The 26,041-nt window shown below is 67.1% G+C and carries 22 protein-coding genes; 11 read left to right on the forward strand and 11 right to left on the reverse strand.

Translation table 11 applies throughout. The features are described from left to right. Positions 1-237 precede the first annotated feature (237 nt). From QX128_RS25175 to QX128_RS25200, 6 genes are all read left to right on the forward strand, one after another. Entirely contained in the window at positions 238-1,392 is a 1,155-nt protein-coding gene (locus tag QX128_RS25175; protein WP_315800429.1) for an IS4 family transposase, read from the forward strand. A 201-nt stretch (positions 1,393-1,593) separates the two neighbouring features. Further along, positions 1,594-1,998, forward strand: a complete 405-nt coding sequence (locus tag QX128_RS25180) for a DUF393 domain-containing protein (protein WP_316238813.1) — start codon at positions 1,594-1,596, stop codon at positions 1,996-1,998. Positions 1,999-2,018: 20 nt separating this feature from the next. Further along, positions 2,019-2,297: a hypothetical protein gene (locus tag QX128_RS25185; RefSeq protein ID WP_316238868.1), complete on the forward strand. Its 279-nt coding sequence runs from the start codon at positions 2,019-2,021 to the stop codon at positions 2,295-2,297. Positions 2,298-2,461: 164 nt separating this feature from the next. Next, on the forward strand, positions 2,462-3,223 hold the full coding sequence (locus QX128_RS25190; RefSeq protein ID WP_315801187.1) for an ABC transporter ATP-binding protein: 762 nt from the start codon (positions 2,462-2,464) through the stop codon (positions 3,221-3,223). After that, positions 3,217-5,583, forward strand: a complete 2,367-nt coding sequence (locus QX128_RS25195; protein ID WP_316238814.1) for an ABC transporter permease — start codon at positions 3,217-3,219, stop codon at positions 5,581-5,583. Before QX128_RS25190 ends, QX128_RS25195 begins: the two co-directional genes overlap by 7 nt. A gap of 2 nt (positions 5,584-5,585) precedes the next feature. Next, a complete protein-coding gene (locus tag QX128_RS25200) occupies positions 5,586-6,785 on the forward strand; it encodes an efflux RND transporter periplasmic adaptor subunit (RefSeq protein WP_316238815.1) in 1,200 nt (399 codons plus the stop codon). Between the two features lie 25 nt (positions 6,786-6,810). On the opposite strand, the gene QX128_RS25205 is transcribed toward QX128_RS25200, so the two are convergent. The 4 genes from QX128_RS25205 to QX128_RS25220 all read right to left on the reverse strand — a co-directional run bounded on the left by QX128_RS25205 (position 6,811) and on the right by QX128_RS25220 (position 9,458). Then, complete coding sequence (locus QX128_RS25205) at positions 6,811-7,908, reverse strand: D-alanine--D-alanine ligase family protein (RefSeq protein WP_316238816.1); 1,098 nt, start codon at positions 7,906-7,908, stop codon at positions 6,811-6,813. 99 nt (positions 7,909-8,007) lie between these two features. Further along, positions 8,008-8,544 carry a thermonuclease family protein gene (locus tag QX128_RS25210; RefSeq protein ID WP_315801379.1) on the reverse strand — a complete coding sequence of 179 codons (537 nt, stop codon included), beginning with the start codon at positions 8,542-8,544 and terminating at the stop codon, positions 8,008-8,010. A 152-nt stretch (positions 8,545-8,696) separates the two neighbouring features. Further along, positions 8,697-8,891 carry a hypothetical protein gene (locus QX128_RS25215; protein ID WP_316183092.1) on the reverse strand — a complete coding sequence of 65 codons (195 nt, stop codon included), beginning with the start codon at positions 8,889-8,891 and terminating at the stop codon, positions 8,697-8,699. Positions 8,892-9,044: 153 nt separating this feature from the next. Beyond that, positions 9,045-9,458 (reverse strand): hypothetical protein, encoded by a 414-nt coding sequence (locus QX128_RS25220; protein WP_316238817.1) that lies wholly within the window; start codon positions 9,456-9,458, stop codon positions 9,045-9,047. Between the two features lie 409 nt (positions 9,459-9,867). On the opposite strand from QX128_RS25220, the gene QX128_RS25225 reads away from it, so the two are divergent. Both QX128_RS25225 and QX128_RS25230 read left to right on the forward strand, forming a co-directional pair. Further along, positions 9,868-10,815: a sensor histidine kinase gene (locus QX128_RS25225; RefSeq protein ID WP_315801181.1), complete on the forward strand. Its 948-nt coding sequence runs from the start codon at positions 9,868-9,870 to the stop codon at positions 10,813-10,815. Between the two features lie 339 nt (positions 10,816-11,154). Then, positions 11,155-12,168 carry an NAD(P)-dependent alcohol dehydrogenase gene (locus tag QX128_RS25230; RefSeq protein ID WP_315801180.1) on the forward strand — a complete coding sequence of 338 codons (1,014 nt, stop codon included), beginning with the start codon at positions 11,155-11,157 and terminating at the stop codon, positions 12,166-12,168. 84 nt (positions 12,169-12,252) lie between these two features. Here the strand turns inward: QX128_RS25230 and QX128_RS25235 are convergent, their stop codons facing one another. The 6 genes from QX128_RS25235 to QX128_RS25260 all read right to left on the reverse strand — a co-directional run bounded on the left by QX128_RS25235 (position 12,253) and on the right by QX128_RS25260 (position 19,144). After that, the gene (locus QX128_RS25235; RefSeq protein ID WP_316238818.1) at positions 12,253-13,167 is read right to left on the reverse strand and encodes a DMT family transporter; all 915 of its coding nucleotides are present in this window, start codon (positions 13,165-13,167) and stop codon (positions 12,253-12,255) included. 368 nt (positions 13,168-13,535) lie between these two features. Then, positions 13,536-14,708 (reverse strand): M20 aminoacylase family protein, encoded by a 1,173-nt coding sequence (locus QX128_RS25240; protein ID WP_315801178.1) that lies wholly within the window; start codon positions 14,706-14,708, stop codon positions 13,536-13,538. 193 nt (positions 14,709-14,901) lie between these two features. Continuing rightward, on the reverse strand, positions 14,902-15,114 hold the full coding sequence (locus QX128_RS25245; RefSeq protein WP_315801177.1) for a hypothetical protein: 213 nt from the start codon (positions 15,112-15,114) through the stop codon (positions 14,902-14,904). A gap of 84 nt (positions 15,115-15,198) precedes the next feature. Beyond that, complete coding sequence (locus tag QX128_RS25250) at positions 15,199-16,944, reverse strand: CYTH and CHAD domain-containing protein (RefSeq protein WP_316238819.1); 1,746 nt, start codon at positions 16,942-16,944, stop codon at positions 15,199-15,201. A gap of 240 nt (positions 16,945-17,184) precedes the next feature. Then, on the reverse strand, positions 17,185-18,138 hold the full coding sequence (locus QX128_RS25255; protein ID WP_316183095.1) for an exopolysaccharide biosynthesis protein: 954 nt from the start codon (positions 18,136-18,138) through the stop codon (positions 17,185-17,187). Positions 18,139-18,166: 28 nt separating this feature from the next. Continuing rightward, positions 18,167-19,144, reverse strand: coding sequence for a TerC family protein (locus QX128_RS25260; RefSeq protein WP_316238820.1), 978 nt, complete (start codon positions 19,142-19,144; stop codon positions 18,167-18,169). Positions 19,145-19,717: 573 nt separating this feature from the next. Between QX128_RS25260 and QX128_RS25265 the strand changes: the two genes are divergently transcribed. Together QX128_RS25265 and ftsH are read left to right on the forward strand one after the other, a co-directional pair. After that, positions 19,718-20,671 carry a lipid kinase gene (locus tag QX128_RS25265; RefSeq protein ID WP_316238821.1) on the forward strand — a complete coding sequence of 318 codons (954 nt, stop codon included), beginning with the start codon at positions 19,718-19,720 and terminating at the stop codon, positions 20,669-20,671. Between the two features lie 66 nt (positions 20,672-20,737). Next, positions 20,738-22,585: an ATP-dependent zinc metalloprotease FtsH gene (gene ftsH / locus QX128_RS25270; RefSeq protein WP_316238822.1), complete on the forward strand. Its 1,848-nt coding sequence runs from the start codon at positions 20,738-20,740 to the stop codon at positions 22,583-22,585. 133 nt (positions 22,586-22,718) lie between these two features. Here ftsH and QX128_RS25275 read toward each other — a convergent pair whose 3' ends face one another. Beyond that, complete coding sequence (locus QX128_RS25275; RefSeq protein WP_316238823.1) at positions 22,719-23,261, reverse strand: cytochrome b; 543 nt, start codon at positions 23,259-23,261, stop codon at positions 22,719-22,721. A gap of 275 nt (positions 23,262-23,536) precedes the next feature. Here QX128_RS25275 and QX128_RS25280 point away from each other — a divergent pair, with 275 nt between their 5' ends. Then, complete coding sequence (locus QX128_RS25280; RefSeq protein ID WP_316238824.1) at positions 23,537-25,972, forward strand: DUF2235 domain-containing protein; 2,436 nt, start codon at positions 23,537-23,539, stop codon at positions 25,970-25,972. Positions 25,973-26,041 lie beyond the last annotated feature (69 nt).

Consider the following 26,041-nt stretch of genomic DNA (forward strand, 5'->3'; position numbering starts at 1 on the left):
TTGCCACCGCAAAGCTCTCGTCAACTGCGCTTGAGGTGTTGCGCGGATCGTTTCCGAATCGTCATGGCCGGGCCTGTCCCGGCCATCCACGTCGTCCTGCGCGCTCCGAACGACGTGGATGGCCGGGACAAGCCCACGGCTGTCCGGTTCAGACAGACTGGACATGGTGCATGGCGTGGATTCTTCTGCGGTCTTGAGCATCGCCAAATGTTCGAGACACACCAGGAAGGTCCCGCCATGCCGCATCAGAATACAGTATTCCGAGACATTCTGAAGTTGGTCCCCTGGCATCGCTTCGAGGCGCTTGTGGACGAGCATGGCACGGACGCGCGGATTCGACGGCTTTCCACCAAAGACCAATTTGTGGCGCTGCTGTACGGTCAGCTTTCGGGGGCTTCCAGTCTGCGTGAGATTGTCACCGGGCTGTCGAGCCACACCGCGCGGCTTTATCACCTGGGTGGGGGCCCTGTCCGCCGCTCGACTTTCGCGGACGCCAATATGAATCGGCCTGCGGAGATGTTTGCCGCCCTGTTGGCCATCATGATGAAGCAGGCCCATCGCCGGTTACGCCGCAAGCTTGCCGAGACGACGTATTTGATTGATTCGACCAGCGTACGGCTGACAGAAGCCAGCGCTGGCTGGGCACGGTTCTCTACCGGTGTCTGCGGTGCCAAGGTGCATGTGATCTATGATGCCGACGCCGACCGGCCGATTTATGCGGCAATCAGCGGAGCCAACGTCAACGACAATACTGCAGCGCATCAGATGCCCATCGAGCCGGGAGCAACCTACGTCTTCGATCTCGGCTATTATGAATATGCTTGGTGGGCTCAACTGGACGCCGCCGGTTGTCGAATCGTGACCCGGTTCAAATCCAATACGCCGCTGCGGGTCGTGGAGGAGTTGCCTGTCATCGCGGATGGCAACATCCTCTCCGACCGCATCGGCTTCCTTCCACAACGCCAAGCCTACAGCCGCCGCAATCCAATGCAGACTGCGGTGCGCGAAGTGCGCGTCACCTTGGAAACGGGAAAGATCCTGCGCATCCTGTCGAACGACCTCGATGCCAGCGCTCAAGAGATCGCCGACCTCTATCGTCGCCGCTGGGCCATCGAGTTGTTCTTTCGTTGGGTCAAGCAGACCCTCAAGATCACCAGGTTCCTCGGGACTTCTGAGAACGCCGTTCGTATCCAGATCGCCGTTGCCCTGATCGCCTTCCTCTTGCTTCGCCTCGCGCAAGACCTTCAGAAGGCAATCCAAAGCCCCTTGGTCTTTGCCAGATTGGTCCGCACCAACCTCATGCATCGCCGCCCCATCGATCAATTGCTCACGGGGCCACCCCAACTTGCCAAAAACCCACAACAGTTGAGCCTCGCAATATGCGGAAGCTGAACCGGACAGCCGTGGGACAAGCCCGGGCATGACGGAGTAACAAATGGACGGTCGTTATGGCCGCCTGGTCCATTCTTCAAATGCGATAGCCTTGACTATCACCCGCTCCTCCCAATGAAATTTGACGAGCCACAGACCCGAAGCGCCGGCGCGGACGTTCAGGGCTCTGAGGTTTGAGCTGGTGTTTTGGAGGAGATCTGCATGGCGCCAGAGCCTGCACAATCGACCGTGTACTTCGATGGATCCTGTCCGCTGTGTCGAGCGGAGATCGGCTATTACGGCCGGACCGATCAGGCGGGTGCGCTGTGTTTCGTCGACGTCTCCGAACCAGGCGCGGAAACGCCGGATGGCGTGACCCAGCAACAGGCGATGGCGCGGTTTCATGTGCGTGCCAGTGACGGGCGCCTGCTCTCGGGCGCTGCGGCGTTCGTCGAGATCTGGCGCCGTCTGCCGCGTTGGCGCTGGGCGGCGCGTGTGGCCTCGATGCCGGGCGCGCTGGCGGTCCTGGAGTTCGGCTACAGGCTGTTTCTTCCCGTGCGGCCATTGATCTCGCGCGGCCTGGGCCGCATCCTGCAGCGTGGGAAGCAGGAGGGACGCGGAGCGTGACCGGGCAGGCTGGCGGCACGATGTCGCGCTTTCTCAACTGGCTCTTCCGCAATCGCGCGACCGGCGAGATCACGATCGCCCAGATGCCGAACCCGGCGCTGTGGATCGTGCTGGTGGGAAGCCTCGTGGGCTGGGCCTTGCACCCGCCGGGTCGGACGGGCGCGAATCTGGATTGTCTGGTGAAGGCCGGTCTCGTCGTCTGGGCCGTCGATGAGCTCGTGCGCGGCGTCAATCCCTGGCGCCGCTGTCTCGGGGCCGCCGTGCTGATCTACGAGGTCTCGACGTTGGGATGGACGTGAGCAGATGTGTGTGACGCGCCCCGATGATGTCGGTCGCTTGATATGCATCAACCGGCAAAGACGGCTGCTGACCGATTGTGGGCTATGAAGTCGTCCGGCCTCGATGGCATGGAGGTGTCTCGGGCGTTCTGCGTAGGCCTTCGCCGGACAGGAACTGCGGCCTCATGAGTCCGACCACGATCAACGACGCGAGCGCTGCCGCGCGTCCGGAGCATCCGGGTGCCGCACCCGTGTTTCGCGCCCGCAAGCTCTCCAAGACCTACCGCATGGGCGAGGTCGAGGTGCATGCGTTGCGCGACGTCGATCTCGACATCTACGAGGGCGAGTTCGTGGTGCTGCTCGGCCCCTCGGGATCCGGCAAGTCGACCTTGCTCAACATTCTCGGCGGGCTGGACAGCCCGACCTCGGGCGAGGCGCAGTGGCGCGATCATCAACTGGTCGGCGCCGGCGATGCCGAGCTGACGCGCTACCGGCGCGAACATGTCGGCTTCGTGTTCCAGTTCTACAACCTGATCCCGAGTCTGACGGTGCTCGAGAACGTCGCGCTGGTCACCGAGATTGCCGACAGGCCGCTCGATCCGCGCGAGGTGCTCAAGCTCGTCGGGCTCGAGCGGCGGATCGACCACTTTCCCTCGCAGCTCTCCGGAGGCGAGCAGCAGCGCGTCGCGGTGGCCCGCGCCATGGTCAAGGCGCCCGACGTGCTGTTGTGCGACGAGCCGACCGGCGCCCTGGACTACGAGACCGGGAAGGTGGTGCTCGCCGCGATCGCGCGCGCCAACGCGCAGCTCGGGACGACCACGATCATCATCACGCACAATGCGGCGATCGCCGGCATGGCCGATCGCGTGCTGCGGCTCGGCGGCGGGCGCATCGTCGGCGAGGAGCGCAATGCACGGCGGCTGTCGGCCGAGGAGGTGCATTGGTGAGCCTGCTGGACCGCAAGCTGTGGCGCGACATCGGTGCGATGCGCGGGCAGGTGATCACGATCGCGCTGCTGGTGGCGGCCGGCGTCGCGGTGTTCGCAGGCTCGGTCTCGACCTATCTGTCCCTGCGCGACGGCTGCGAGCAGTTCTATGCCGATGGCCGGTTTCCGCAGATCTTCGTCACGCTGAAGCGGGCGCCGCTGGCGCTGGTGCCGCGACTGAGCTCCATCGCCGGCGTGGTCGCGGTCGAGCCGCGCATCGTGCGCGAGGTGATCGTCGACTGGCCGGCGGCGTCGCAGCCGGTCTCGGCGCGCCTGGTGTCGCTGAGCCGCGCGGGCGACGAAGCGCTGGCGCGTTTGCATCTGCGGCGCGGCACGGCGCCCGAGCCGGGGACCGCGCGCAGCGCCGCGGTCAATGAGGCGTTTGCCGAGGCCAATGGCGTCAATCCGGGCGACGACATCCGCGTGCTGCTCAATGGCCGCGTGCAGGGCTTCCGGGTCTCCGGCATCGCCTTGTCGCCGGAATATGTCTACGCGGTGAAGCCGGGATTGCCGATCCCCGACGATCGTCTCTACGCCATCCTGTGGGTCGACCGGAGCGCGGCCGAGGCCGCCTTCGATATGAAAGGGGCGTTCAACGACGCCGTGATCGCGCTCGCCCCGGGCGTCGATCCCAAGCCCGTGATCGAGGAGCTCGACCGGCTGCTCGAGCCCTATGGCTCGATCGGCGCGATCGCGCGGCGCGACCAGCCGTCGAACCGCTTTCTCGAGGACGAGTTGAACCAGCAGAAGGTGATGTCGATCACCATCCCCATCATCTTCTTCGGTGTTGCCACATTCCTGCTCAACGGCGCGCTCGGGCGGCTGGTCGCCGCGCAGCGCGAGCAGATCGCGGCGCTGAAGGCGCTCGGCTTTCCGACGCTGCGGCTCACCTTCCATTATCTCAAGCTGATGCTGGTGATCGTGCTGATCGGATCGGCGCTCGGCATCGCCGGCGGCGTCGGCTTCGGCCATGCCATGATATCGAGCTATCAGGGATTCTTCCGTCTGCCCGAGCTGCCATTCCGGCTGGCGCCCTGGGCGGCGGTGGCCGGCGTCGCGATCAGCGTCGCGGCGGGCGCCCTCGGCGTGGTCACGGCGCTTCAGGAGGTCGTCGGCCTTGCGCCGGCAGAGGCGATGCGGCCCGCGATGCCGCTGGGGTTCCGCCGCTCCTGGATCGAGCGCATCGTGCCCGGCACGGCGTTCGGCGCGCGGCGGATGATGATGCTGCGCAACGTCGCGGGGCGGCCGTTCCGTTCGCTGTTCACCATCATCGGCATCGCCTTCGCGGTGCCGATGATGGTGCTCGGGATCTTCTGGCGCGACGCCATCGGCGAGATGATCGAGCTGCAGTTCAACCTGGTCGAGCGCGGCAACGCCACGATCACGTTCATCCATCCGATGGACCGCGCGATCCTGCGTGACCTGGCGCGCCAGCCCGGCGTGCTCGCGATCGAAGGCCAGCGCATCGTTCCGGTGCGGCTGCGGGCCGGGCATCAGAGCTACCTCACCTCGGTGATCGGACTGGCGGCCACCGACGAGCTGCGCCGGCCGCACGATTCCGCACGTCGCCCGATCGTCGCGGCGCCCGACGGCATCACCCTGACCCGGCGCCTCGCCGAGCGGCTGGCGCTGGGCGCGGGGCAGGTCGTGACGGTGGAGGCGATGGAAGGCCGCCGCCGGCGACGCGACCTGCCGGTGAGCGCCATCGTCGACGAGGCGATCGGGATGGCGTCCTACATGGATATCGACACGCTCAATCGCTTCACCGGCGAAGGCGCGGTGATCTCGGCGGCGAGCCTCCATGTCGAGCCGGCGGCGCTGGCCGCGCTCGGCGCAAAGTTCAAGAGCATGCCGAAAATCGAATCCGTCACCATGAAGGCCTACACCCTCGCATCCTTCATCGAGAAGATCGCGGGCCTCGTGTTCGTCACCGCCGGCATCCTCACCGGCTTCGCCGCGATCATCACCGTGGGCGTGGTCTACAACAGCGCCCGCATCAGCCTGCAGGAGCGCGCCTGGGAGCTCGCCAGCCTGCGCGTGCTCGGCTTCACCCGCGGCGAGGTCGCGGGCATCCTGTTCGGCGAGTTCGCGCTGGACATCGCGGTCGGGATTCCGCTCGGCCTGTTGCTGTCGCACGCCATCATCGGGCTGATCGCGCGGCTGCATTCCAGCGAGAGCTTTCAGATCCCGGGTGTGATCGCGCCGCGGACCTACCTGATCGCGACCGCGGTGGTCTTGGCCAGCGCCGCGATCAGCGCCATCATCGTTCGCAGGAGGGTGGATCGGCTCGATCTGGTCGCGGCCCTCAAGACCAGGGAATGAGCATGCCCCCCGTTTTGCGCCGCGTCGTCATCGTATCGAGCGTTCTGGCCGCGGCCGGCATCATCGCCTGGATGGTGATGCCGGGTCCGGTCCCGGTGGAGACGGCCGCGGTGACGAAAGGGCGGTTCGTTGCCACCGTCGATGACGACGGCAAGACGCGGGTGCGCCAGCGCTACGTCGTGGCGGCGCCGCTCGCCGGCCGTCTCGGGCGCATCCGCTTCAAGGCCGGCGACCAGGTCAAGGCCGACGACGTCGTCGCCACCATCACGCCGGCGCCGGCACCGCTGCTCGATCCGCGCTCCCGCCGCGAGGTCGAGGAGCAGCTCGGCGCGGCCGAAGCCAATGTCGAGCGGGCCAAGGAGGTGGTGGCGCGGGCGCAGGCGCAGAGCGCGCAGGCGAGCGCTGATCTTGCGCGCACCATGGCGCTGGCCGCCAGCGGCGCTGCGACGGCGCAGGCGCGGGAGCGCGCCGAGCTCGCGATGCGGATTGCCGAACGTGACCTGCGCGCCGCCGAATATGCCGACCATGCCGCCGAGCACGAGCTCAGCCAGCTCAGGGCGATGCTGGCGCGCTACGGGAGCAACACGGATACCGACGCGCCCGCGGATAGCTGGAACGTGACCGCACCGGTCGGCGGGCTGGTGCTGAAAGTGACCCAGGAAAGCGAAACGACGGTGCAGCCAGGCGAGGCGCTGCTCGAGCTCGGCGATCCCCGTGATCTCGAAGTGGTCATCGACGTGCTCAGCACCGACGCGGTCGAGATCCGTCCCGGCGCCGAGGTCACGATCGATCGCTGGGGCGGGGCAGGCCGCCTGTCGGGCCGGGTTCGCCGGGTCGAGCCGGCGGCCTTCACGAAGATCTCCACGCTCGGCGTCGAGGAGCAGCGCGTCAACGTGCTGATCGACATCGTCTCGCCGGCCGAGCAATGGCAGCGGCTCGGCGATGCCTATCAGCTCGATGCGCAGATCGTCGTCTTCACGCAGGAGGATGCGACCATCGTTCCGACCGGCGCGCTGTTCAAGCGCGGTGACGACTGGTCGGTGTTTGCGCTGAAGGATGGGCGCGCCGAGCTGCGCACCGTCCGGCTCATCCGGCGCTCGGGCCGGTTCGCCGCCGTGGCCGACGGCGTCGCCGGCGGCGATGTCGTGATCATCTATCCCAGCGACCGGGTCGCCGCCGGCGTCAAGGTGGCGCCACGCTGACCTGCGGCCGCCGCAGAAGCGTTCCTCAGCGCTGCGACGCCAATTCTCTCAGCCGCGCATGACGCGCCAGCGCATGCGCGATCAGACGATCCATCAGCGCCGGCTGGGGCAGGCCGGTGGCCTCCCACATCTTCGGGTACATGCTGATGTTGGTGAAGCCCGGCAGGGTGTTCACCTCGTTGACATAGACCTCCTCGCCGCGGACGAAGAAGTCGACGCGCGCGAGACTCTCGCAGCAGAGCACGCCGAACACCTCGGTGGCCATCTTGCGGATGCGCGCGGCGAGCGCAGGTTCGACCTGCGCCGGGACGTGCAGCGAGGCGCCGGATGCGTCGGTGTACTTGGCTTCATAGGAATAGAAGCCGTGGCTGTCGGCGGGCACGATCTCGCCGAGCTCGGAAGCGGCGACCTTGCCGTCGGGATGCTCGAGCACGGCGCATTCGATCTCGCGCACCGGGCTGATGCAGCGCTCGATCAGGATCTTGCCGTCGAAGCGCAGCGCGAGGCGGCAGGCAGCGTCGAACTCCGCTTCGTTGCGCGCCTTGGAGATGCCGACCGAGGAGCCGAGATTGGCCGGCTTGAGGAACAGCTCGGGCGAGCCCATCGCGGCGACCGCCGCTTCATAGCTCACCGCTGATGCGGCGGTCATCGTGACGAACGGCACGATCGGCAGGCCGGCGTCGCGCAGCAGGCGCTTGGCGACGTCCTTGTCCATCGCCGCCGCCGATCCCATCACGCGGCCGCCGACATAGGCGACATCGGCGAGCTCCAGCGCGCCCTGCACGGTGCCGTCCTCGCCGTTCGGACCGTGCAGCACCGGGAAGACGACGTCGAAGGCGAGCTCGCGCAGGGGCCCGTCGCCGATGACCAGCGCGCGGCCCCGACCGGCCGGCAGCAGCACGATCTGCGGGCCGTCCGCGGGCACTGTCAGCGCCGCGCCTGTGCCGTCATTCGCGGCGTCGGCCAGCACCCAGCGTCCATCGGTGGTGATGCCGATCAGCGTGACGGCGTAGCGGCCGGCATCGAGCGAGCGGACAATGTTGGCCGCCGAGGCGCGCGAGACGTCGTGCTCCGCCGAGCGCCCACCGAACAGGATCGCCACGCGCGTCTTTGTCTCTGTCATCGTCCTCGTCCAGCCCTGGTCCTTGCGGTGCGCGACCGTACAGCGAGACGCCGAGGCGTGGCAATTGAGCTGTTGTGCCGGTGGACAAGGCGGCGCCACTCAACGCCAGCCGATCCCGCCGTCCGAGCACACCGCCGTCGTTCCACCTGAATGCATGCAGCTGCGATAGAGCGGCGGCTCGGTGAAGCGGCCCGACCAGATGCCGCGGCCGGCGCGGCGGGCGGCGCGCTGATCGGCGGTGTAAACGCCGCGCGAATATTGCGGCTCCTCGACCGCGAGCCCGCGCGCCACCATGAACTGGCCGAGATCCGTCGCGCCGGCTGCGCAGCGCGCGACGATGCGGCCGTAGCGATCGCCATCGACCGGCAGGCAGCGCAGAACCTTGCCGCGCGTGAACGCGTCCAGCGTGTTGGCGGCCAGCGCGCCGCAACGATATGGCTTGCGGTCGCGGCCGCGGCAGAGCTGCGCGCTTTCGGGCGCGTCGATGCCCCACAGGCGAATGCGCTCGCCATGAATGTCCAGCGTGTCGCCATCGACGATGCTGACGCGGCCGACGAGCTCGGCGGCTGCGGCGGGGAAGCTGAGGAGAAGCGGCAGAACGAGGCAGGCGAGGCGGGGGAGGAGACGTCGCAAGATCGGCACCTGTGGCGCTGAGAGGGGCGTGATCGCTCGCTGCGCGAATCGATCGCGGATCATCCCGATCTATAGCGAAGTGGAGTTGCGCGATTGTGTGGCGAGCACCGCGACAGCAGCGGAGCGCAATCGGAGCAGGTCGTCGCGAGAGCGGTTCAGCGAAGGCCGGCGTCCGCGCGGCTGTCGGGTGCGCGCGCCGCGCGTTCGACCTCGGCGGCGAGCATGCTCAGATGCTCGGCCAGGCGCGCAAACAGCTCGCGCTTGTCGCGGTCGGTGGCGAGATCACGAATGAGGGCGCATTCTGCCGCGTCGGCCCGCAGCTTGTCCGGCTGGGTCATAAACTCTGACATGTTCCGCTTCCCTGCCGCGCCGGCAACAGTTCAGAACGGGGGATCTTCATGTTTGTTCCGGGTGTCGATGTATTTTTGCGAGTGCAGCGCTCGGTCCTGATCGGAGTACCTCCGCGGATCAGAGGCGACACACGACGCGCGCGGTTCGACTGTCTATCGTTCACCGGGCCACCATGTCGAGGCCGGATGTGCGGCCGAGATCTTGGTCTCGCGCAATGCCACCAGCGCGCTGCGCTTATAGGGATGACCGCGAAGCCGCGAACAGTCCTGGCAGCGCATGTAGCGCTCGAGCTCATGGATCGGCGTCGTCTTGGCGCGCCTGATGACGTCGAGCGCGACCGTCTGATTGGTGTCGCAGCCGAGGCAGCGCACTTCGAGATAGCAGTAGCCCGCGTTCAGCGCATCGCCGAGCAGCGGCGACGGCTGCGCCGGTCCCTTGTAGCCGAGCATGCGCTTGTTCCAGGCGTCGCAGGCCAGACGATCCGCTTCCTTGCGTGCGCGCGCGGCCTGCTCCTGCGCGATGCGGATGCCGGCACCGTAGAGTCTCTCGCGCGATTTCGTCGTCATGGTCGCATGATCGACGCTGCGGCGCTCAGCGGCAAGCCGCTAGGATTAGCGCAACAAGAGGCGCTGGATACAAGCTCTCTTACGTGCAGCGCTCCGATACCATCGCCAATCAGTTCGTCGGCGCGGCCTGCGACGAACTGATCGTGCAACGTCCGGCATTCGTGCTACTCGGACGCGACGCGGAGTAGCACCGATGCCCTCGAGCAGCCCCGATGCAGCGCGCTTCACGCTATGCAGTGACGCATGTCTGTCACGATTGAATGGTGGCTTCTCCCACGGCGCGGCATGATGCGGTCCGGCGATGGTAAAAGGGACGGCTGAACGCAACGACACTGCAAAAGTTCCTAAAATTTTTGCACCTGAGTGGCAGTTCCTTCAGCTTGTTCCCGGCGGCGTCGGGCGATAGACGTTGCGCTCGGGGTCAGTCGTGCGAGTGGGTCAGCGTTTCTCAGATTGGATCGGTCGGGGCAGACAGTGGTCGGCGACCACGTTTCTGCTCACCACGTTTGCTGTCGCGATTTCGACCGCAGGCCGGATCGGGTTGGATTTCGCCGGCGCGACGCTGCCCTACGCGACCTTCTATCCCGCGGTCGTGTTCGCCGCGCTGCTCGGCGGCATTCCCGCGGCCATTTTTGCCGCCTGGCTCTCGGCCACGGTGGTGCTGGTGGGCTTCACCGACCGTCCTGATCATACCGAGGCGGTCAACCTCGTCGGGTTCCTGAGCACTGCGGCGCTGATCATCTGGCTTGCGCATCTCTGTCGCGGCGCGCTGATCGAGCTGAAGCGCAGCGAGCATGCGCGCGAATTGCTGCTCGGCGAGCTGAGGCATCGCGTGAACAATCAGCTCGCACTGTTTCAGGCGATCGTCAGATCGAGCCTGTCGGGCGAGGATCGCGCCAAGGGAGAAGCGATCGCGCTGCGGCTCGATGCCGTCGCGCGCGCCAACAGTCTGGCCTGGTCGGATCACCGCCTGATGACCTTGCGCATGCTGCTCGACGTCGAGCTGCAGCCGTATCGCGCCTCCGGCGCGGTGACGGTCGAGGGGCCGGACATGCCGCTGGGGCCGGAGGCGGTGCGCAACCTCGCGCTGGTGTTTCACGAGCTCGCGACCAACGCCGTCAAATACGGCGCGCTGCGCGGCCCGGGCGGACGGCTCGAGCTGCAGATTGCGCAGGAAGGCGGCCGGGGCACCGTGGCCTGGCGCGAACTCGGTCCGCACCCGATCGAGCCGCCCGGGAAAGAGGGGTTCGGCACGCGCATGATCCGGGCGAGCCTTGCGGCGATCGGCGGCAGCATCGAGCAGGATTATCGCGACGAAGGTCTGGTCTGCCGGATCAGGTTCGAAGCGGCGATGTGACGGCGTGTCGTCGGTCGGTGTGCGGTTCCTCGCAGGCGTCGCATGTCTCGCGGCGCGCGGCATGGCTGCGATGCGAAACGCGCAGCAGCGCCGCCGCGTATGTGGTCGATGGAACGACGCGACATGCTGCTGCTGGCTGGATTGCTGCTGCTCTCGATCACCATCACCTGGGTTGGCACGGAATATGTGCTGAACCATGTCGTGATCCCGCTGATCGATGACTGAGGGCCGCGTCGTTTGTCCGTCGCGCGGAACGCACTCGGCTTGATCGCCGGCACGAAACGCTTCACCATTCCCGTCAGAACAACAAGGCGGCGCCGCAGGGGCGGGAGACATCCGATGCAATGTTACGAGCTGCAGGGGCCCGGCGGAATCGATGCGCTGGCGCTGGTCGACAAGCCCGTGCCGCAGCCGGGGCGAGGCGAGGTGCTGGTGCGGCTGACCGCGGCGAGCATCAACTATCGCGACCTGCTCACGGTGAGGGGCGGCTACGGCTCGCGGCAGAAATTTCCGCTGGTGCCGCTGTCCGACGGTGCGGGCGTGGTCGAGGCGGTCGGCGAGGGCGTCGCGGCGTTCGCGGCCGGCGACCGTGTCATCGGCAGCTTCTTCGAGAGCTGGACCGGCGGCGAGCCGAGCGAGGCGAAGATGCGCGCGGCGCTGGGCGGCGCCGTCGACGGCACGTTGACGCAGTATCGGGTGTTTCCGATGCAGGCGCTGGTGCGGACGCCGGCGCATCTCACCGACATCGAGGCTGCGACCTTGCCCTGCGCCGGCGTTACCGCCTGGAGTGCGGTGATCAAGCTCGGCGGCATCGGGCCCGGCCAGACCGTGCTGACGCAAGGCAGCGGCGGCGTCTCGATCTTCGCGCTGCAGATCGCGAAGATGGCCGGCGCGCGGGTGATCGCGACGTCGTCGAGCGAGGCCAAGATCGCGCGGCTGGCGGCGCTCGGCGCCGACGTGACGCTGAACTACAAGCAGGTGCCGGACTGGGGCAAGAAGGCGCGCGAGATCACCGGGCAGGGCGTCGATCTCGTGGTCGAGGTCGGCGGCGTCGGCACGCTGAACGAATCGATCCGCGCCACCCGGATCGGCGGCACCATCGCCTTCATCGGCGTGCTCGCCGGCGCGCCGGCCTCGGAGCTGCGGCTGCCGCTGATGGTGATGCAGCAGCAGCGGCTGCAGGGCGTCACGGTCGGCGCGGTCGACGATCTCCAGGCGCTGGCGAACGCGCTGGCGCTGCATCAGGTGAAGCCGGTGGTCGACCGGGTGTTTCCGTTCAGCGAGGCGCGCGAGGCGTTCCACTACATGGCGAGCGGCGCGCATCTGGGGAAGGTCGCGATCGCGATCGGGTGAGGCGTGGTTTGCTCGCTCCGCGTAGCCCGGGCGAGCGAAGCGACCCCGGGCAACCGTCCCCGCATGTCGCTGCGCTCATGCGGGCTACGACGCTTCCCGATCTTTCGTGACCGCCTTGCGCACCGGCATCGTCATTGCGAGCACGCCGATGATGATGCAGCCGAGCCCGATCCACGCCGTCGGCGCGAGGTGCTCGCCGAGGCCGGCGACGGCGATCGCAACGCCGATCGGCACCCGCAGATAGGATTGCGCGGTCGCGCCGATCGAGCCGAGCGTCTGCACCAGGCGGAAATAGATCACCATCGCGGCGGCGGTCGAGACGGTCGCGAGCGCGCTCAGCGCCAGCACCGAGCGCAGCGACGGTGCCAGCGCCCATGGATGGTCGACGACGAGCGCGACTGGTATCAGCACCGCGGCGCCCGACAGCAGCGATCCCGCGGCCGGCAGCATCGGATCGAGCCCCTTGAAGCTCTTGCCCAGGATCGCAGCGCCGGCATAGCAGATGGTGGCGGCGACGATCGCGAGCTGGGCCCATAATTGCTGGCCAAGCCCGTGCAGCGCCTCGACGCCGACGATGAGGCTGGTGCCGGCGAGGCCGGCCGCGACGCCGATCAGCTTGCGCAGCGTGACGGGCTCGTGGCGCGTGACCAGCGCGGTCAGAAGGAAGGTGAAGATCGGCGAGGTCGCGTTCAGGATCGTGGAGAGGCCTGCCTCGATGGTGCGCTCGGCCCACGCGATGAGCGTGAATGGAACGACGCTGTTGAGGCCGGCCTGGATCAGAAAGCGTTGCCAGATCCTGCGCTCGCGCGGCCAGGCGAGGCCGCGGCTGCGGATGATCGCGGCCAGCAGCAGCCCCGCAATCAGCGTGCGCGCGGCGATCAGGGTCAGTGGCGGGATCGTCTCGACGCCGATCCTGATCAGGGTGTAGGAGGCGCCCCACAGAGTGGAGAGCAGAAGCAGGAGGGCGAGGTCTCGGGGGAGGTCGGAGCTGCGCTGCATATGGGTCTCGCGGACGGAGAGGGAGCCCTTCTCCTAGCCGCTGGCCGCGCGCGACGTTTCGATAGGGAGCGAACTGTTCCCTTGGAGTTCGAAGCGCACGCCAGTCTGGTTCGCGCACTGCGCCCCTGGATCGCTTCGCTGGCGCTCGCGATGTCGGAGCTTGGAGGGCTTCCGGTGCCCACCACCGGCGTCATTGCGAGCGAAGGAATCCAGTCTGTAGGGTGGGCAAAGGCGCGGCCGTGCTGTTTCGTCGCGTGAGATCGTGGTGGCGCCGTGCCCACCATCTCGCCGCGGAGAATGCCGCGCGACGGTGGGCACGCTGCCGCCTTCGGCGGCTGCTTTGCCCACCTTACGTTTTCGTCAGCCGATCAGTTCGCCGGCATGCTCTTCTCGACCAGCTTCACCCAGTACGACGCACCGGCGCTGAGGATGTTGTCGTTGAAGCGGTAGGCCGGATGGTGGCACTCGTTGCCGGGACCCATTCCGAGGAACACGAACGCACCGGGGCGGGCCTCCAGCATGAAGGCGAAGTCCTCGCCGCCCATCAGCGGAATGGCGCGGTCGTTGACGCGCTCCTGGCCAGCGATCTCGCGGGCGACGTCGGCGGCGAAAGCCGCCTGCGCAGGGTGGTTCATCGTCACCGGATATTTGCGCTCGTAGATCGCTTCCGCCGAGCCGCCATAGGCGCGCGCGGTGGCTTCGGTGACCTCGACGATCCGCTTCTCGACGAGATCGCGGATCTCCGGATCGAGCGTGCGCACGGTGCCGAGCATCTCGACCGTCTCGGGGATCACGTTGAAGGTGGTGCCGCCGTGAATCGAGCAGACCGAGATGACGGCGGATTTCAATGGGTCGACGTTGCGGGCGACGATCGATTGCAGCGCGTTGACGATCTGCGAGGCGATCAGGATGCTGTCGATCGCCCGGTGCGGGCCGGCGCCGCCATGGCCACCCTTGCCGGTGACCTTGATGTGGATCGCGTCGGCCGAGGCGAGCATCGGTCCGGGCGAGATCTCGAAATGGCCTTCGGGGACGCCCGGCATGTTGTGCATGCCGTAGACCTCCTGGATGCCCCAGCGCGTCATCAGGCCGTCGTCGACCATCGCCTTGCCGCCGGCGCCGCCTTCCTCGGCCGGCTGGAAGATGACGATCGCCGTGCCGTCGAAATTGCGGGTCTCGGCGAGATATTTGGCGGCACCCAGCAGCATCGCGGTGTGGCCGTCATGGCCGCAGGCATGCATCAGGCCCGGCGTCTTCGAGGCGTAGGGCACGCCCGAAGTCTCCTCGATCGGCAGCGCGTCCATGTCGGCGCGCAGGCCGATGGTCTTGCCGGAGGCCGATTTGCGGCCGCGGATCACGCCGACCACGCCGGTGCGGCCGATGCCGGTCACGACCTCGTCGCAGCCGAATTCGCGCAGTTTGTCGGCGACGATGCCGGCGGTGCGATGCACCTCGTACAACAGCTCGGGATGTTCGTGGAAATCGTGGCGCCAGGCGGCCATTTCGTCGGAGAGAGCGGCAATGCTGTTGAGGATGGGCATGAGGACCGGATGACTCGCTGAAGTGGAATGGGACGCTGCAGTGATGCGGCCAGACCGGCCGGCAGCACCGCGCTGTCACCGACTATGACCCGGTCAAAAAAGCCAGGCAAGTTGCGCCCGGCCATGGTGCCATGCGCAGATGCGCGGTCATCTCGACCGACCATGCCGGTCGTTCCGGATTTCGGAACGGGAGTCAGGCGAGCGGAGCGGGGGCCGGCACGCGCGGGTATTTGTGCTCGGGCGGCACCTCCAGCCGGAAGGCCCGCAGCTTCGGCTCGTCCCACGCCGCCAATGGCGTCCCGCAGACGCCGCAGTCGAACCGGCCGGCCGAGCCGACCGCGGATGTCGATTCCGCGATCTCGTAGGCGGCACGGCAATGAGGACACGTCACGCTGGATATCTTCATGGGATCACGCTCCTACATCTCTCGCCCGGATGTCTTGAACCAGATCAATGCGGTCCATGAACCGACGTCATCGGCCTCCGGTCGTCACGCCTCCTCGGCCTCCCACGGCGTCGGCGCCTTGGTGAAGGCGCGCCACGCCTCGCGCAGCGGCTCCTCCACGCCCGCCATGGCATGCGACTGCCAGCCGGTGATCGCGGCGGCCGCGATCGCCGCGTCGGTGGAGGTGGTGCCGAGGGTCTCGATCACGCCGGCGGTGACCGCCATGTCGTTGTAGTGGCCGAGCTGCTCCTGGAAGCCGGCGAGCGTTCTCGCGTATTTCTTCGCCGATTTGCTGGCGCCGTAGAGCGGCAGCAGGAAGTCGATGCTGTAGCGCAGCTTCTTCAGCGCAAGACGCAGCCGGTGGCGGCGCTCGGCCGGCAGCTTCTTGAAGCGGCGACCGCGCTTGAGCACCTTCTGATGGCGCTCCGACAGGACGGGCCCGGCGAAATCGATCGCGGGCGCGGCGAGGCGTCGGAGATCGTCGGGGGAGACGTCGTTGCGCCAGCCGCGGGTCTCGATCCATTCGCCGAGGCCGAGCACGAAAGCGGCGCAGCGGCGCTCGGCAATCGCGATGCGCAGCGTGCGATAGGCGAGCTCGCGCCGCCGCTCGGCGAGCGCCCGGAGCGAGTCGAAGCCTGCGACCGTCGGGCAGGCCTCGGCGATCTCGGGCAGCGTATCGGTCAGGAACACGTCGAGGTCGCGCGCTGCCGAGAGGCTCTGCGCCAGCCAGCGCGCATCCGCCTCGAGGCCGTCGAGCCTCGCCGAGGTCCCGAGCGGCCGCATCAGATGCAGCGCGGCGCGCAGGCGGCGCAGCGCCACCCGCAACTGATGCACGCCTTCCGGATCACGGCCGTCCTCCGCCGCAGGCATCGCCTGCAACAGATGATGCAGGCTGCCGCGCAGGACGATCGCAAAGCTCTCGTCCAGCGACACCGCTGGATCGAGGCACGGCTTGCGCGGCTTCTCGGCGCCGGGAGCCTTGCCCGTGGCGAGATCGAAACCGCGCGCGGACTTGCTGCGGATCGAAGGCCGGATCGCTCCGTGATCGCCGATGCGCTGTGCGATCTCGTAGATGGCGGCGGGGTTGCCGCTCTTGAGCTCCAGCTCGATCTCGCTCACGATCTCGCTGTGCTCGGCGGCCTTGATGACGCCGCTGTCGAACGCGATCTCGATGATCGCGCCGGGCACGTCGAGCATGCGCGCATGGCGATGCACGTCGGCCGTGAACACCGCTTCGAGCGTTGCATCGGCCAGCGTCGCGCGCAGCTCCTCCGGCAGCAGCGCGGCCGCCAGCGCCGGATCGGGCGCCAGCGAAGATACATTCGCCTCCCATTCGCCGCGCTTGAGCGGATCGTCGCAGTGCTGCGCCTTCACGGTCTGCACGAAGCGCGAGCCGCTCTGGCGCACCCGCAAGGTGAAGCCGTTCTTCCACAGCGTGCGCTTTGGCGTGTCGTAGTAGACCGAGGTCAGATGCTTGCGCGAGCCCTTGTTGCGCGCATGCGCGATGACGACCGGCGCGTTGTTGAAGCCGGCGAGCTGATCGGGTGGGACGAGAAGCTTCAGCTCGATCTCGTGGCCGCTGCCGGCCGCCGGATCCGGCAAGGACGGCGCTGCGGCGTCCACGCTGGGCGCCGTGGCATCACCCTGCGTGACCGCATGATCGGCAAGGTGCTGCGCAGTCAAGCTGTCGGCGGCGCCGCCGGGATCGCTGCTCGCCGACTCGCCACCCTCCCGCACGCCGACCGCATGGCCATCGCCGTGGATCGACGCCGGTGCGTTCGAATCGGGCATGTGTCGATTCTGTAACCGTTTAGTGACAGTCATCTCTCGTATAGCTGCAGCCGGCACAAAGGGACAGTGGCATTTCTCGCAGGGCGTCGATGATACGCGACGCGTCGGCGCTTACCGGTCGCATTTTTTGTTGCCGCTTCAATGACAAGTGCTCGCGCTTGCGCGGACAGGCGCTCACGGAGATATGTCCGTCGCAGCCGCAATGCACCGTCGCGCGGCCGCGCTGCCACAGCGGGAACTTCAGATCGAGCCGGTGAGCATGAAGCGCGTGGCGACGAAGACGGCGGCTGCGGTGGTCGCAATGCTCGCGGCGGCCACGAGGCCGCGGCCGCGACGCGCCAGCGCGCGGGAGCGCTCGCGGGGATCCTGCGCCGGATCGTAGGATGCGCGCCGGCTGCGGCGGTGGCGCACCGCCTGCACCCAGAGGGCCAGCGCGGCGATGCCGGTTGCCACTGCAAACACGGTTGTCACGCCGGCGGCAAAGCCGAGATCGACACCGATGCTTTCCAGCATGGCCCGCAGTTGCACCGCAAGCCGTGCCAGGAGAGTTGCGGCATAATCGGCCGCCGCGGCGCCGGTGTAGAGCAGAACGGCCGTCCACACCACGGCGGCCATTGCAATCAGGATCGACACCAGCACCGCGAGGCCGTCGCCGGCCATGAAGCCGATCGAGGCGGCGATCAGCGCCAGCGCCGGCATCACGTTGCCCATCGGGATCGGCAGGATGATGGTGACGGCCATCAGCAGCAGCGGCAGCGCGAGCAGCATCCGCGCCGGCCGGCCGGTCAGCCAGACCAGCCGGTCCTCGCGCAGGCCGCGTTCGGCATAGCCCGCCCAGTCCAGCCCGGCGCGGATGATCTTGCGCAGCAGCCGCTGCGGCACCGGCCGGCGGCGCAACTGCTCGGGCAGCCACAGCCGCTCGGCGCCGAACAGGATCTGCAACGCGACCAGCGCGACAAACGTGCCGAACACCATGCCGAATGGGCCAGGCAACGGGATCAGCGCCGGCAGGGTCAGCAGCAGCAGGGTCAGGCCGAGACCTTCCGACTCCAGCCGGTCGAACAACTCGCCGATCGACGGCTCCTCGGACCGCACCGTGCGGGCGATCGCGAGCAGCCGGCGGCTGATCGGCCCGTTGTGACGGCGCGGCGCCGAGGAGTCCTCATCGTCGGATGTGACATCATTCATTGCCACGCAGCAACCTCATGTCCTCTGACCTGCCTCACTTCATCGGCTCGACCGCAGGCCGCGTCTTCCACAGCGAGTAGGCGATGCCCGCGCCGAGCAGACCGAAGGTGATGCCGAGCGAAATGGCGGGCGGAAACTTCTCGAGCCCGAGCAGGTCGGCCAGGAAGATCTTCGAGCCGATGAAGATCAGCACCGCCGCCAGCGCCAGCTTGAGATATTGGAAGCGATCGACCATCGCGGCGAGCGCGAAATAGAGCGCGCGCAGGCCGAGGATCGCGAAGATGTTCGAGGTGTAGACCACGAACGGGTCGGTCGAGATCGCGAAGATCGCGGGCACCGAGTCGACCGCGAAGATCACGTCGGCGAACTCGATCAGGATCAGCGCCAGGAACAGCGGCGTCATGAACCAGGTCGGCTTGCCGCGCGCGTCGGGCTGGCGCACGAAGAAGCGCTCCTCGTGCAGGCGGTCGGTGACGTCGAAGCGGCGGCGCATCCAGTTGAGCGCCGGATTGGCGCCGACGTCGTGCGGCTTGTCCTTGAACACCAGCATCTTGACGCCGGTCGCGACCAGGAACAGCGCGAACAGATACAGCACCCAGCTCGCCTGGGCGACGATCGCGGCGCCGAGGCCGATCATGATCGCGCGCAGCACGATCACGCCGACGATGCCCCAGAACAGCACGCGGTGCTGATAGGCGCGCGGGATCGCGAAATAGCTGAAGATCATGGCGATGACGAAGACGTTGTCCATCGCCAGCGCCTTCTCGATCGTGAAGGCGGTGAGATAGGCGGTGCCGGCCTCAGCGCCGAGCTGCCACCACACCCAGGCGCCGAAGGCCAGGGCGAGCATGATGTAGACGGCGCTCATGACGAGGCTCTCGCGGACCGAGATCTCGCGCGTCTTGCGATGGAGGATGCCGAGGTCGAAGACGAGGAGGGCGAGCACGATTGCGAGGAAGGCGAGCCACATCCAGACGGGCTTGCCGGCAAACGCGATGAACAGGAATTCCACGACGGGTCCTCTTAATCAGGCCGGTGAGATTGATGTCAGGTCCGACATCGTGAGCGCACCGGCAGCTTCACCAGAGGGGCCCGGACCAGGGGTAGGCGACGGACGTAGGTGTCTGCCGATTGGTTTTCAAGAGCCCGCGGTTTTCAAGAGCCCGCGGTTTGCGTCAACGTTCAGCAAGATGAACGGCGAGGTGCGACAGAGTGTCTGCCACCCCGGCAGGCGTCTTGCAGGCGGGCGTCGGTCAACTAATTCCAGAGGACCGGAGATCCGGGCCCCTCTGATAGTCCCCGGGACTATGATGTCGGACTCTCTTTCATGACCGATACCGCTGACGGTATTGCGCGCTTTGGAGCGCGGAGGAGTTTGACGAGATGCGGCCACACGCGTCGCTTGTAGCTATCGGCCCTCGCGGCTCTCGCCCCCCACTTCACTATCCCGACAATCGTCATCCGCGTGCCTTCCGGAATACTCCGGTTGGGGCCGGGATCGTGATGGAACCGGAGTGCCTGCTCGCCACTTTGTATGGAACCCGCGCGCCGAGGCGCGCTGGCATCTTGTGTACGGGAGACAATCGTGACCACGGGGGGTGACCAGGTATCGATCGCGAAGGCGCCGCCGTCGCGCCCCGCCGTGGCAACGCGCCGCCTCCTGATGATCATCAACCGCGGCAGCCGCTCCGGCGGCGAGGCGGCCGGCATTGCCGTGTCGCGGCTGAGCGCGGCCGGCTATGATCTCGTGATCTCGGCACCGCATAGTCCGCGCGAGGTGGCGCCGTGGATCGAGGCCCATGCCGACGACGCGGAGGCGGTCGTCGTCGCTGGGGGAGACGGCAGCCTGAACGCGGCTGCGCCGGCGCTGGTCAGGACCGGCCTGCCGCTCGGCATCATTCCGGCCGGCACCGCCAACGACCTTGCCCGTACGCTCGGCCTGCCCCAGGACATGGAGGCCGCGGTCGACGTGATCGCCGCCGGCCATTGCCGCCGGATCGATCTCGGCGAGGTCAACGGCCATCCGTTCTTCAACGTCGCCAGCCTCGGCCTGAGCGCCGAGCTCGCGCGTCAACTGACCAAGGAGACCAAGCGCAGGTTCGGTCGGCTCGGCTATGCGGTCACGGCGCTGAAGGTGCTGACCAATGCCCGGCCGTTCCGCGCGATGATCGTGTCGTCCGACGGCGCGGTGCGCGTCAAGACGCTGCAGATCGCGGTCGGCAATGGCCGCTACTACGGCGGCGGCATGGCGGTCGACCACCGTGCCGAGATCGACGATTCCCACCTCGATCTCTATTCGCTGGAGATCGGCCGCGTCTGGAAGCTCTTGGCGATGGCCTATGACTTCCGCAGGGGCCGCCACGGCCTGTGGCAGGAGGTGCGCGCATCGCGCGACACATCATTCGAGATCCGCACCCGGCGGCCGCGCCCGATCAATGCCGACGGCGAGCTCGTCACCTTCACGCCGGCGCGCTTCTCCGTGCTGCCGCGCGCGGTGGCGGTGTTCGTGCCCAAGGCCGCAGCGCAGGACCGCACCTGAGGGCGGCGCCGGATGATCCGCAGGTTGCGGCCGCCCGTTTTCGACTGATCACCGATCGAGAGACCCATGACCAAGCAGACCCGCTTCAATCTCTGGTACGCTGTTGTCGCGATCTTCGTCGCGATGATGATCCACAATGCGTGGACGAGCTATCGCCAGGTCGCCGTCATTCCCTACAGCCAATTCCAGGATCTGCTCAACGCCGGCAAGGTGAAGGAGGTCGGCGTCTCCGAGAACTATCTGGAAGGCACGCTGAAGGAGCCGCTGCCGAGCGGGCAGACGCGCTTCGCGACCACCCGCGTCGACCAGGAGTTCGCCAAGGAGCTCGCCAAGGCCAATGTCACCTTCACCGGCCGGGTCGAGAGCAACATCCTCGGCGACATCCTTTCGCTGGTGATGCCGATCGCGCTGTTCTTCGGCGTCTGGTACTGGCTCTCGCGGCGGATGATGGGCGGCGCCGGTGGGCTCGGCGGCGGCCTGATGCAGATCGGCAAGAGCAAGGCCAAGGTCTATGTCGAGGCCAACACCGGCGTCCGCTTCGAGGACGTCGCCGGCGTCGACGAGGCCAAGGACGAGCTGCGCGAGATCGTGTCCTTCCTGAAGGATCCGAAATCCTATGGCCGGCTCGGCGGCCGCATGCCCAAGGGCGTGCTGCTGGTCGGCCCGCCCGGCACCGGCAAGACCTTGCTCGCCAAGGCGGTCGCGGGCGAGGCCGGCGTGCCGTTCTTCTCGATCTCGGGCTCCGAATTCGTCGAGATGTTCGTCGGCGTCGGCGCGGCGCGCGTGCGCGACCTGTTCGAGCAGGCGCGCGCCAAGGCGCCGGCGATCATCTTCATCGACGAGCTCGATGCGCTCGGACGCGCCCGTGGCATGGGCCCGTTCGCGGGCGGCCATGACGAGAAGGAGCAGACCCTCAACCAGCTCCTGGTCGAGCTCGACGGCTTCGATTCCTCCACCGGCCTCGTGCTGCTCGCGGCGACCAACCGGCCGGAGATTCTCGATCCGGCGCTGCTGCGCGCCGGCCGCTTCGACCGCCAAGTGCTGGTCGACCGTCCCGACAAGCCTGGCCGCATCCAGATCCTCAACGTGCATCTGAAGAAGGCGAAGCTCGCCGCCGACGTCGATCCCGAGAAGGTCGCGGCGCTGACGCCGGGCTTCACCGGCGCCGATCTCGCCAACCTCGTCAACGAGGCCACCTTGCTGGCGACGCGGCGTGGCGCCAATGAAGTCTCGCTCGACGATTTCAACAACGCGATCGAGCGCATCGTCGCAGGGCTCGAGAAGCGCAACCGGCTGCTCAATCCGAAGGAGCGCGAGATCGTCGCCTATCACGAGATGGGGCATGCGATCGTGGCGATGAGCCTGCCGGGCACCGATCCCGTGCACAAGGTCTCGATCATTCCGCGCGGCGTCGGCGCGCTCGGCTACACCATCCAGCGTCCGACCGAGGACCGCTTCCTGATGACGCGCGAGGAGCTCGAGAACAAGATGGCGGTGCTGCTCGGCGGCCGCGCCGCGGAGCTCGTGGTCTACGGCCATCTGTCGACGGGCGCCGCGGACGACCTCCGCCGCGTTACCGACATCGCCCGCTCGATGGTGACGCGCTACGGCATGTCGGAGCAGTTGGGCTCGGTCGCCTATGAGCGCGACAACCAGTCGTTCCTGGCGCCGGGCGCCTCGCGCAGCGCCGACTATGGCGAGGCGGCCGGCGACGCGATCGACGCCGAGGTGCGCACCATCGTGACCGCAGCGCTCGAGCGCACCCGCAAGCTGCTGCAGGACAAGCGCGACGTCCTGGAGCGCGCCGCGCGCCGGCTGCTGGTCAAGGAGACGCTCGACGAGAGCGAATTGGCCGCGCTGCTGAAGCAGGACCAGCGCGCCGGCGATCTCGTCGTGGCAGCGAAGCCGATGTAGGTCATGATTGCGTAGGATGGGAAAAGGCGCAACCGTGCTCTCTCCACAATTGAGACGATGATGGCGCCGTGCCCACCATTCGCGCCTCGTTTTGTTGCCCACCCCACGGCAGCCGCTAGCTGTGGCAGCGACGTCACCGCCGCGGCCACATCCGGGCCAAGGTCTCATCCTTCTTGACGAACGCGTGCCAGAGCGTGGCTGCGATGTGCAAGGCGACCACGAGGTAGACCACATAGGCCAGCGTATCGTGCGTGACCTCGCCGGCACGGGCGATCGCCTTGTCGCCGGCGAACAGCCGCGGCCAGCTGAAGGTCCCGAAATAACGCAGCGAATAGCCGCCGGCTGACGAGAACATGTAGCCGGTCACCGGCATCACCAGCAGCACGGCATAGAGCGCCCAGTGATTGAGCTGCGACAGCGCGCGGACCATCGGCCCGAACGCCGCGGGTGCGGGCGGAGCGGTGGTGCGGGCCCGCACGATGAGCCGGGCGATCGCCAGCAGAAACAGCGTGATGCCGAGCGATTTGTGGATCTCCAGCAGCTCCCGCCGCGGCGACGTGCCGGCCGGCTGCAGGCCGCAATACAGGCCGATCAGCATGGCCGCGATGAACAGCACGGCGGTGGCCCAGTGAATCCATCGCAGCCAGGGGTCGTAGGCGGTCGTCGTCTCGATCATATCCGGGTCTCGCACGCGCAAAGGAGCGGCCTGCATAAGACCACGCTGGCGCGATGTCGAAGGATCAGAGGTCGACGTCCTCTCGCACGACAACTGGATGAGGGTCTCTCTCGATCATTTCTGGGTGATGCGAGCTGCGTGGAGACGGTCGCTGCTGCGATCCCGAGAGCAATCTGACAGGCCGAGCAGCCCAAGTCGCTCGCGCGGGGATTGCGCCTTGCTTTTATTACAATTGGGTCCCAAGCTCCGCTCCGGCATTCTGGTCGGGGGGCCTCATGTCCAACTCTGCTGCGAGAAACATCGTGCTGCTGTCGGATGGGACCGGCAACAGTGCCAAGGCCTTGTTCAAGACGAATGTCTGGCGGCTGTTCCAACTGCTCGATCTGCGCGATCCCAGCCGGCAGATCGCGTTCTACGACGACGGCGTCGGCACCTCGTCGTTCAAGCTGTTCGCGGCGCTCGGCGGCATCTTTGGCTTCGGCCTGAAGCGCAACGTCATTGCGCTCTATAGCTTCTGCTGCCGCAACTACCGGCCTGGCGATCGCATCTACTGCTTCGGCTTCAGCCGCGGCGCTTTCACGATCCGCATCGTGGCGGCGATGATCGCGGGGCAGGGGCTCGTTCCCTACAACAACAATGACGCTGATCTGGCACGGTTCGCCGCCGATGCCTATCGCCGCTACCGCCGGCGCTACAACAGCGGCATCCTCCGCTATCTCGGCAGGATCGGCCTCGATCTCCGCGGGATCCGCGATTGGGGAATCCGCAAGCTGCGCAGCTGGCGTAACCTGCCCCCCGAGCCGCCGCCCATTCAGGTGGAGAGCATCCATTTCGTCGGCATCTGGGACACGGTCGACGCCTATGGCGGTCCGATCGAGGAGATGACCCGTGCCATCGATTATTGGATCTGGCCGCTGTCGATGCCAGACCAATTCATGAGCTCGAAGGTCCATCGCGCCTGCCATGCGCTCGCGATCGAGGAGGAGCGCGATGCGTTCCGCCCGGTGATCTGGGACGAGCGCTACGTGTGGGGGCGTGACGAGGCGGTGCCCGGCCGGAGTGACAAGAAGGACTGGCTGTTCGGCATCGATCACGATCCACGCAGCGAGGCCGCGAAACGCGCCGACCCGCCGCCGCATCTGCGCACCGATCTGCCGGCCAGTGACCGCGAGCGCATCAGCCAGGTGTGGTTCACCGGCGTGCACTCCGACATCGGCGGCGGCTATCCGCAGGATGGTCTGTCCTATGTGACGCTCGACTGGATGCTGGACCGGGCTCAGGCCTATGGTCTCGTCTATCTCGACGAGCGGCGCAGCCTGCTCTACGACCCAGAGATCGATCCGCTCGATAAGCTCAACGACTCCCGCAAGGGGCTTGCGGCCTATTACCGCTACAAGCCGCGCAATCTGCGCGAGATCTACGACGCGCCGCCGTACAAGCTCTCGCTGCGTTACGATATCAGGCGCATGAAATGGCTGCTGCATTCGCCGTTCAAGCCGCAGACGGAGCTTCTGGCCGGCGATCTGCATCCGAGCCTGCCACAGCCGCCGTTGCCGCCGGCGAAGCCTGTCATCCACCACACCGTGTTCGAACGCATCCGGTCGGGCACCGATCATTATGCACCGGTCGTCGTGCCGGCCAGCTACCGCGTGACCGACGACTCGGGCACATCAGCCGATGGTCTGCATCCGTGCGATCAGGGACGCGCGCGGATACGCGTCCAGGATGACGTCTGGAACTGGGTGTGGCTGCGCCGCGTGGTCTATTTCGTCACCATGTTCGCGCTGCTGTTCGTCGCGGCGATCCCATACGCCGTCATCTATTGGCCGCGCTTCCTCTATGTTCCGCTGCATGTGGTGGGCGATCCGGCGGTCAACGCGGCCGCTGCGTTCCTGCCAAAATTTCTCGACCCCTGGTTCGTCGCGTTTCGGGATTCGCCCGGTTTCCTTTTGATCGGGGTAGCTGTGGCGCTCGGCTTGACGTCGTGGGGCACCTCGCTTCAGCAGAAGATCCGCGATACCGCACGCATCGCCTGGAACGATCCGTCACGGCACACGTCGGTGACCGGCTGGCGCGCGACGGTCTATTCGCTGCGCCGCCAGGGCTGGTATGTTGCCGGTTTCTATCTCCTCAAAACGTGGATCTTCCCGTTCGCCATCATGTTCTGGCTGTTCTGGTGGCTGGGGTTCGGCGCGGCCAATACGGCCGGGCTGTTCTGCAAGGAGACGCTGAGGCCGACCGAAGTCGAGCAGACAGAGATCGGCGCGTACCCTGGTGGAAGCATTCGGCCAGTGTTCGAGACGCGTCACCATTGCTATCCGACGGCGCTGACCGTGGCGCAGGGCGAGACCTATCAGATCGTGCTCGACGTCGGGGAGGCATGGAGCGACGGCGGCATCCCTGCGACTCCGGCCGGCTTCGGTTACGGCACCTGGACGCAGCTGCCGGGGATACCCTTCAAGCGCCTGATCTGGTCGAACTGGTTCGCGCCGATCGTGCGGGTGGGCAGCACCGGGCTGGAGGAGCATCTCCCAGCTTTCCAGCAGGAAACGCCCGGCAGCAGCCGCTGGACTGCCAGGTTCACGGCCCGCAGCGATGGGGAGGTGTTCGTCTACGTCAACGACACCTCCATTATGCTTCCTTGGCTGCTGTTGTACCGATTCTACTTCAACAACAAGGGCAACGCGGCCGTCTCGCTGAAGAAGCTGTAGCTGGGCGCGCCGTCAGCTCTGGCATCGCCGCGTCGAGCGTGACGACATCGCGCTGCGGATGCTGCGCGG

The sequence above is a fragment of the Bradyrhizobium sp. SZCCHNR1015 genome (assembly GCF_032489875.1).
Lineage (GTDB): Bacteria > Pseudomonadota > Alphaproteobacteria > Rhizobiales > Xanthobacteraceae > Bradyrhizobium.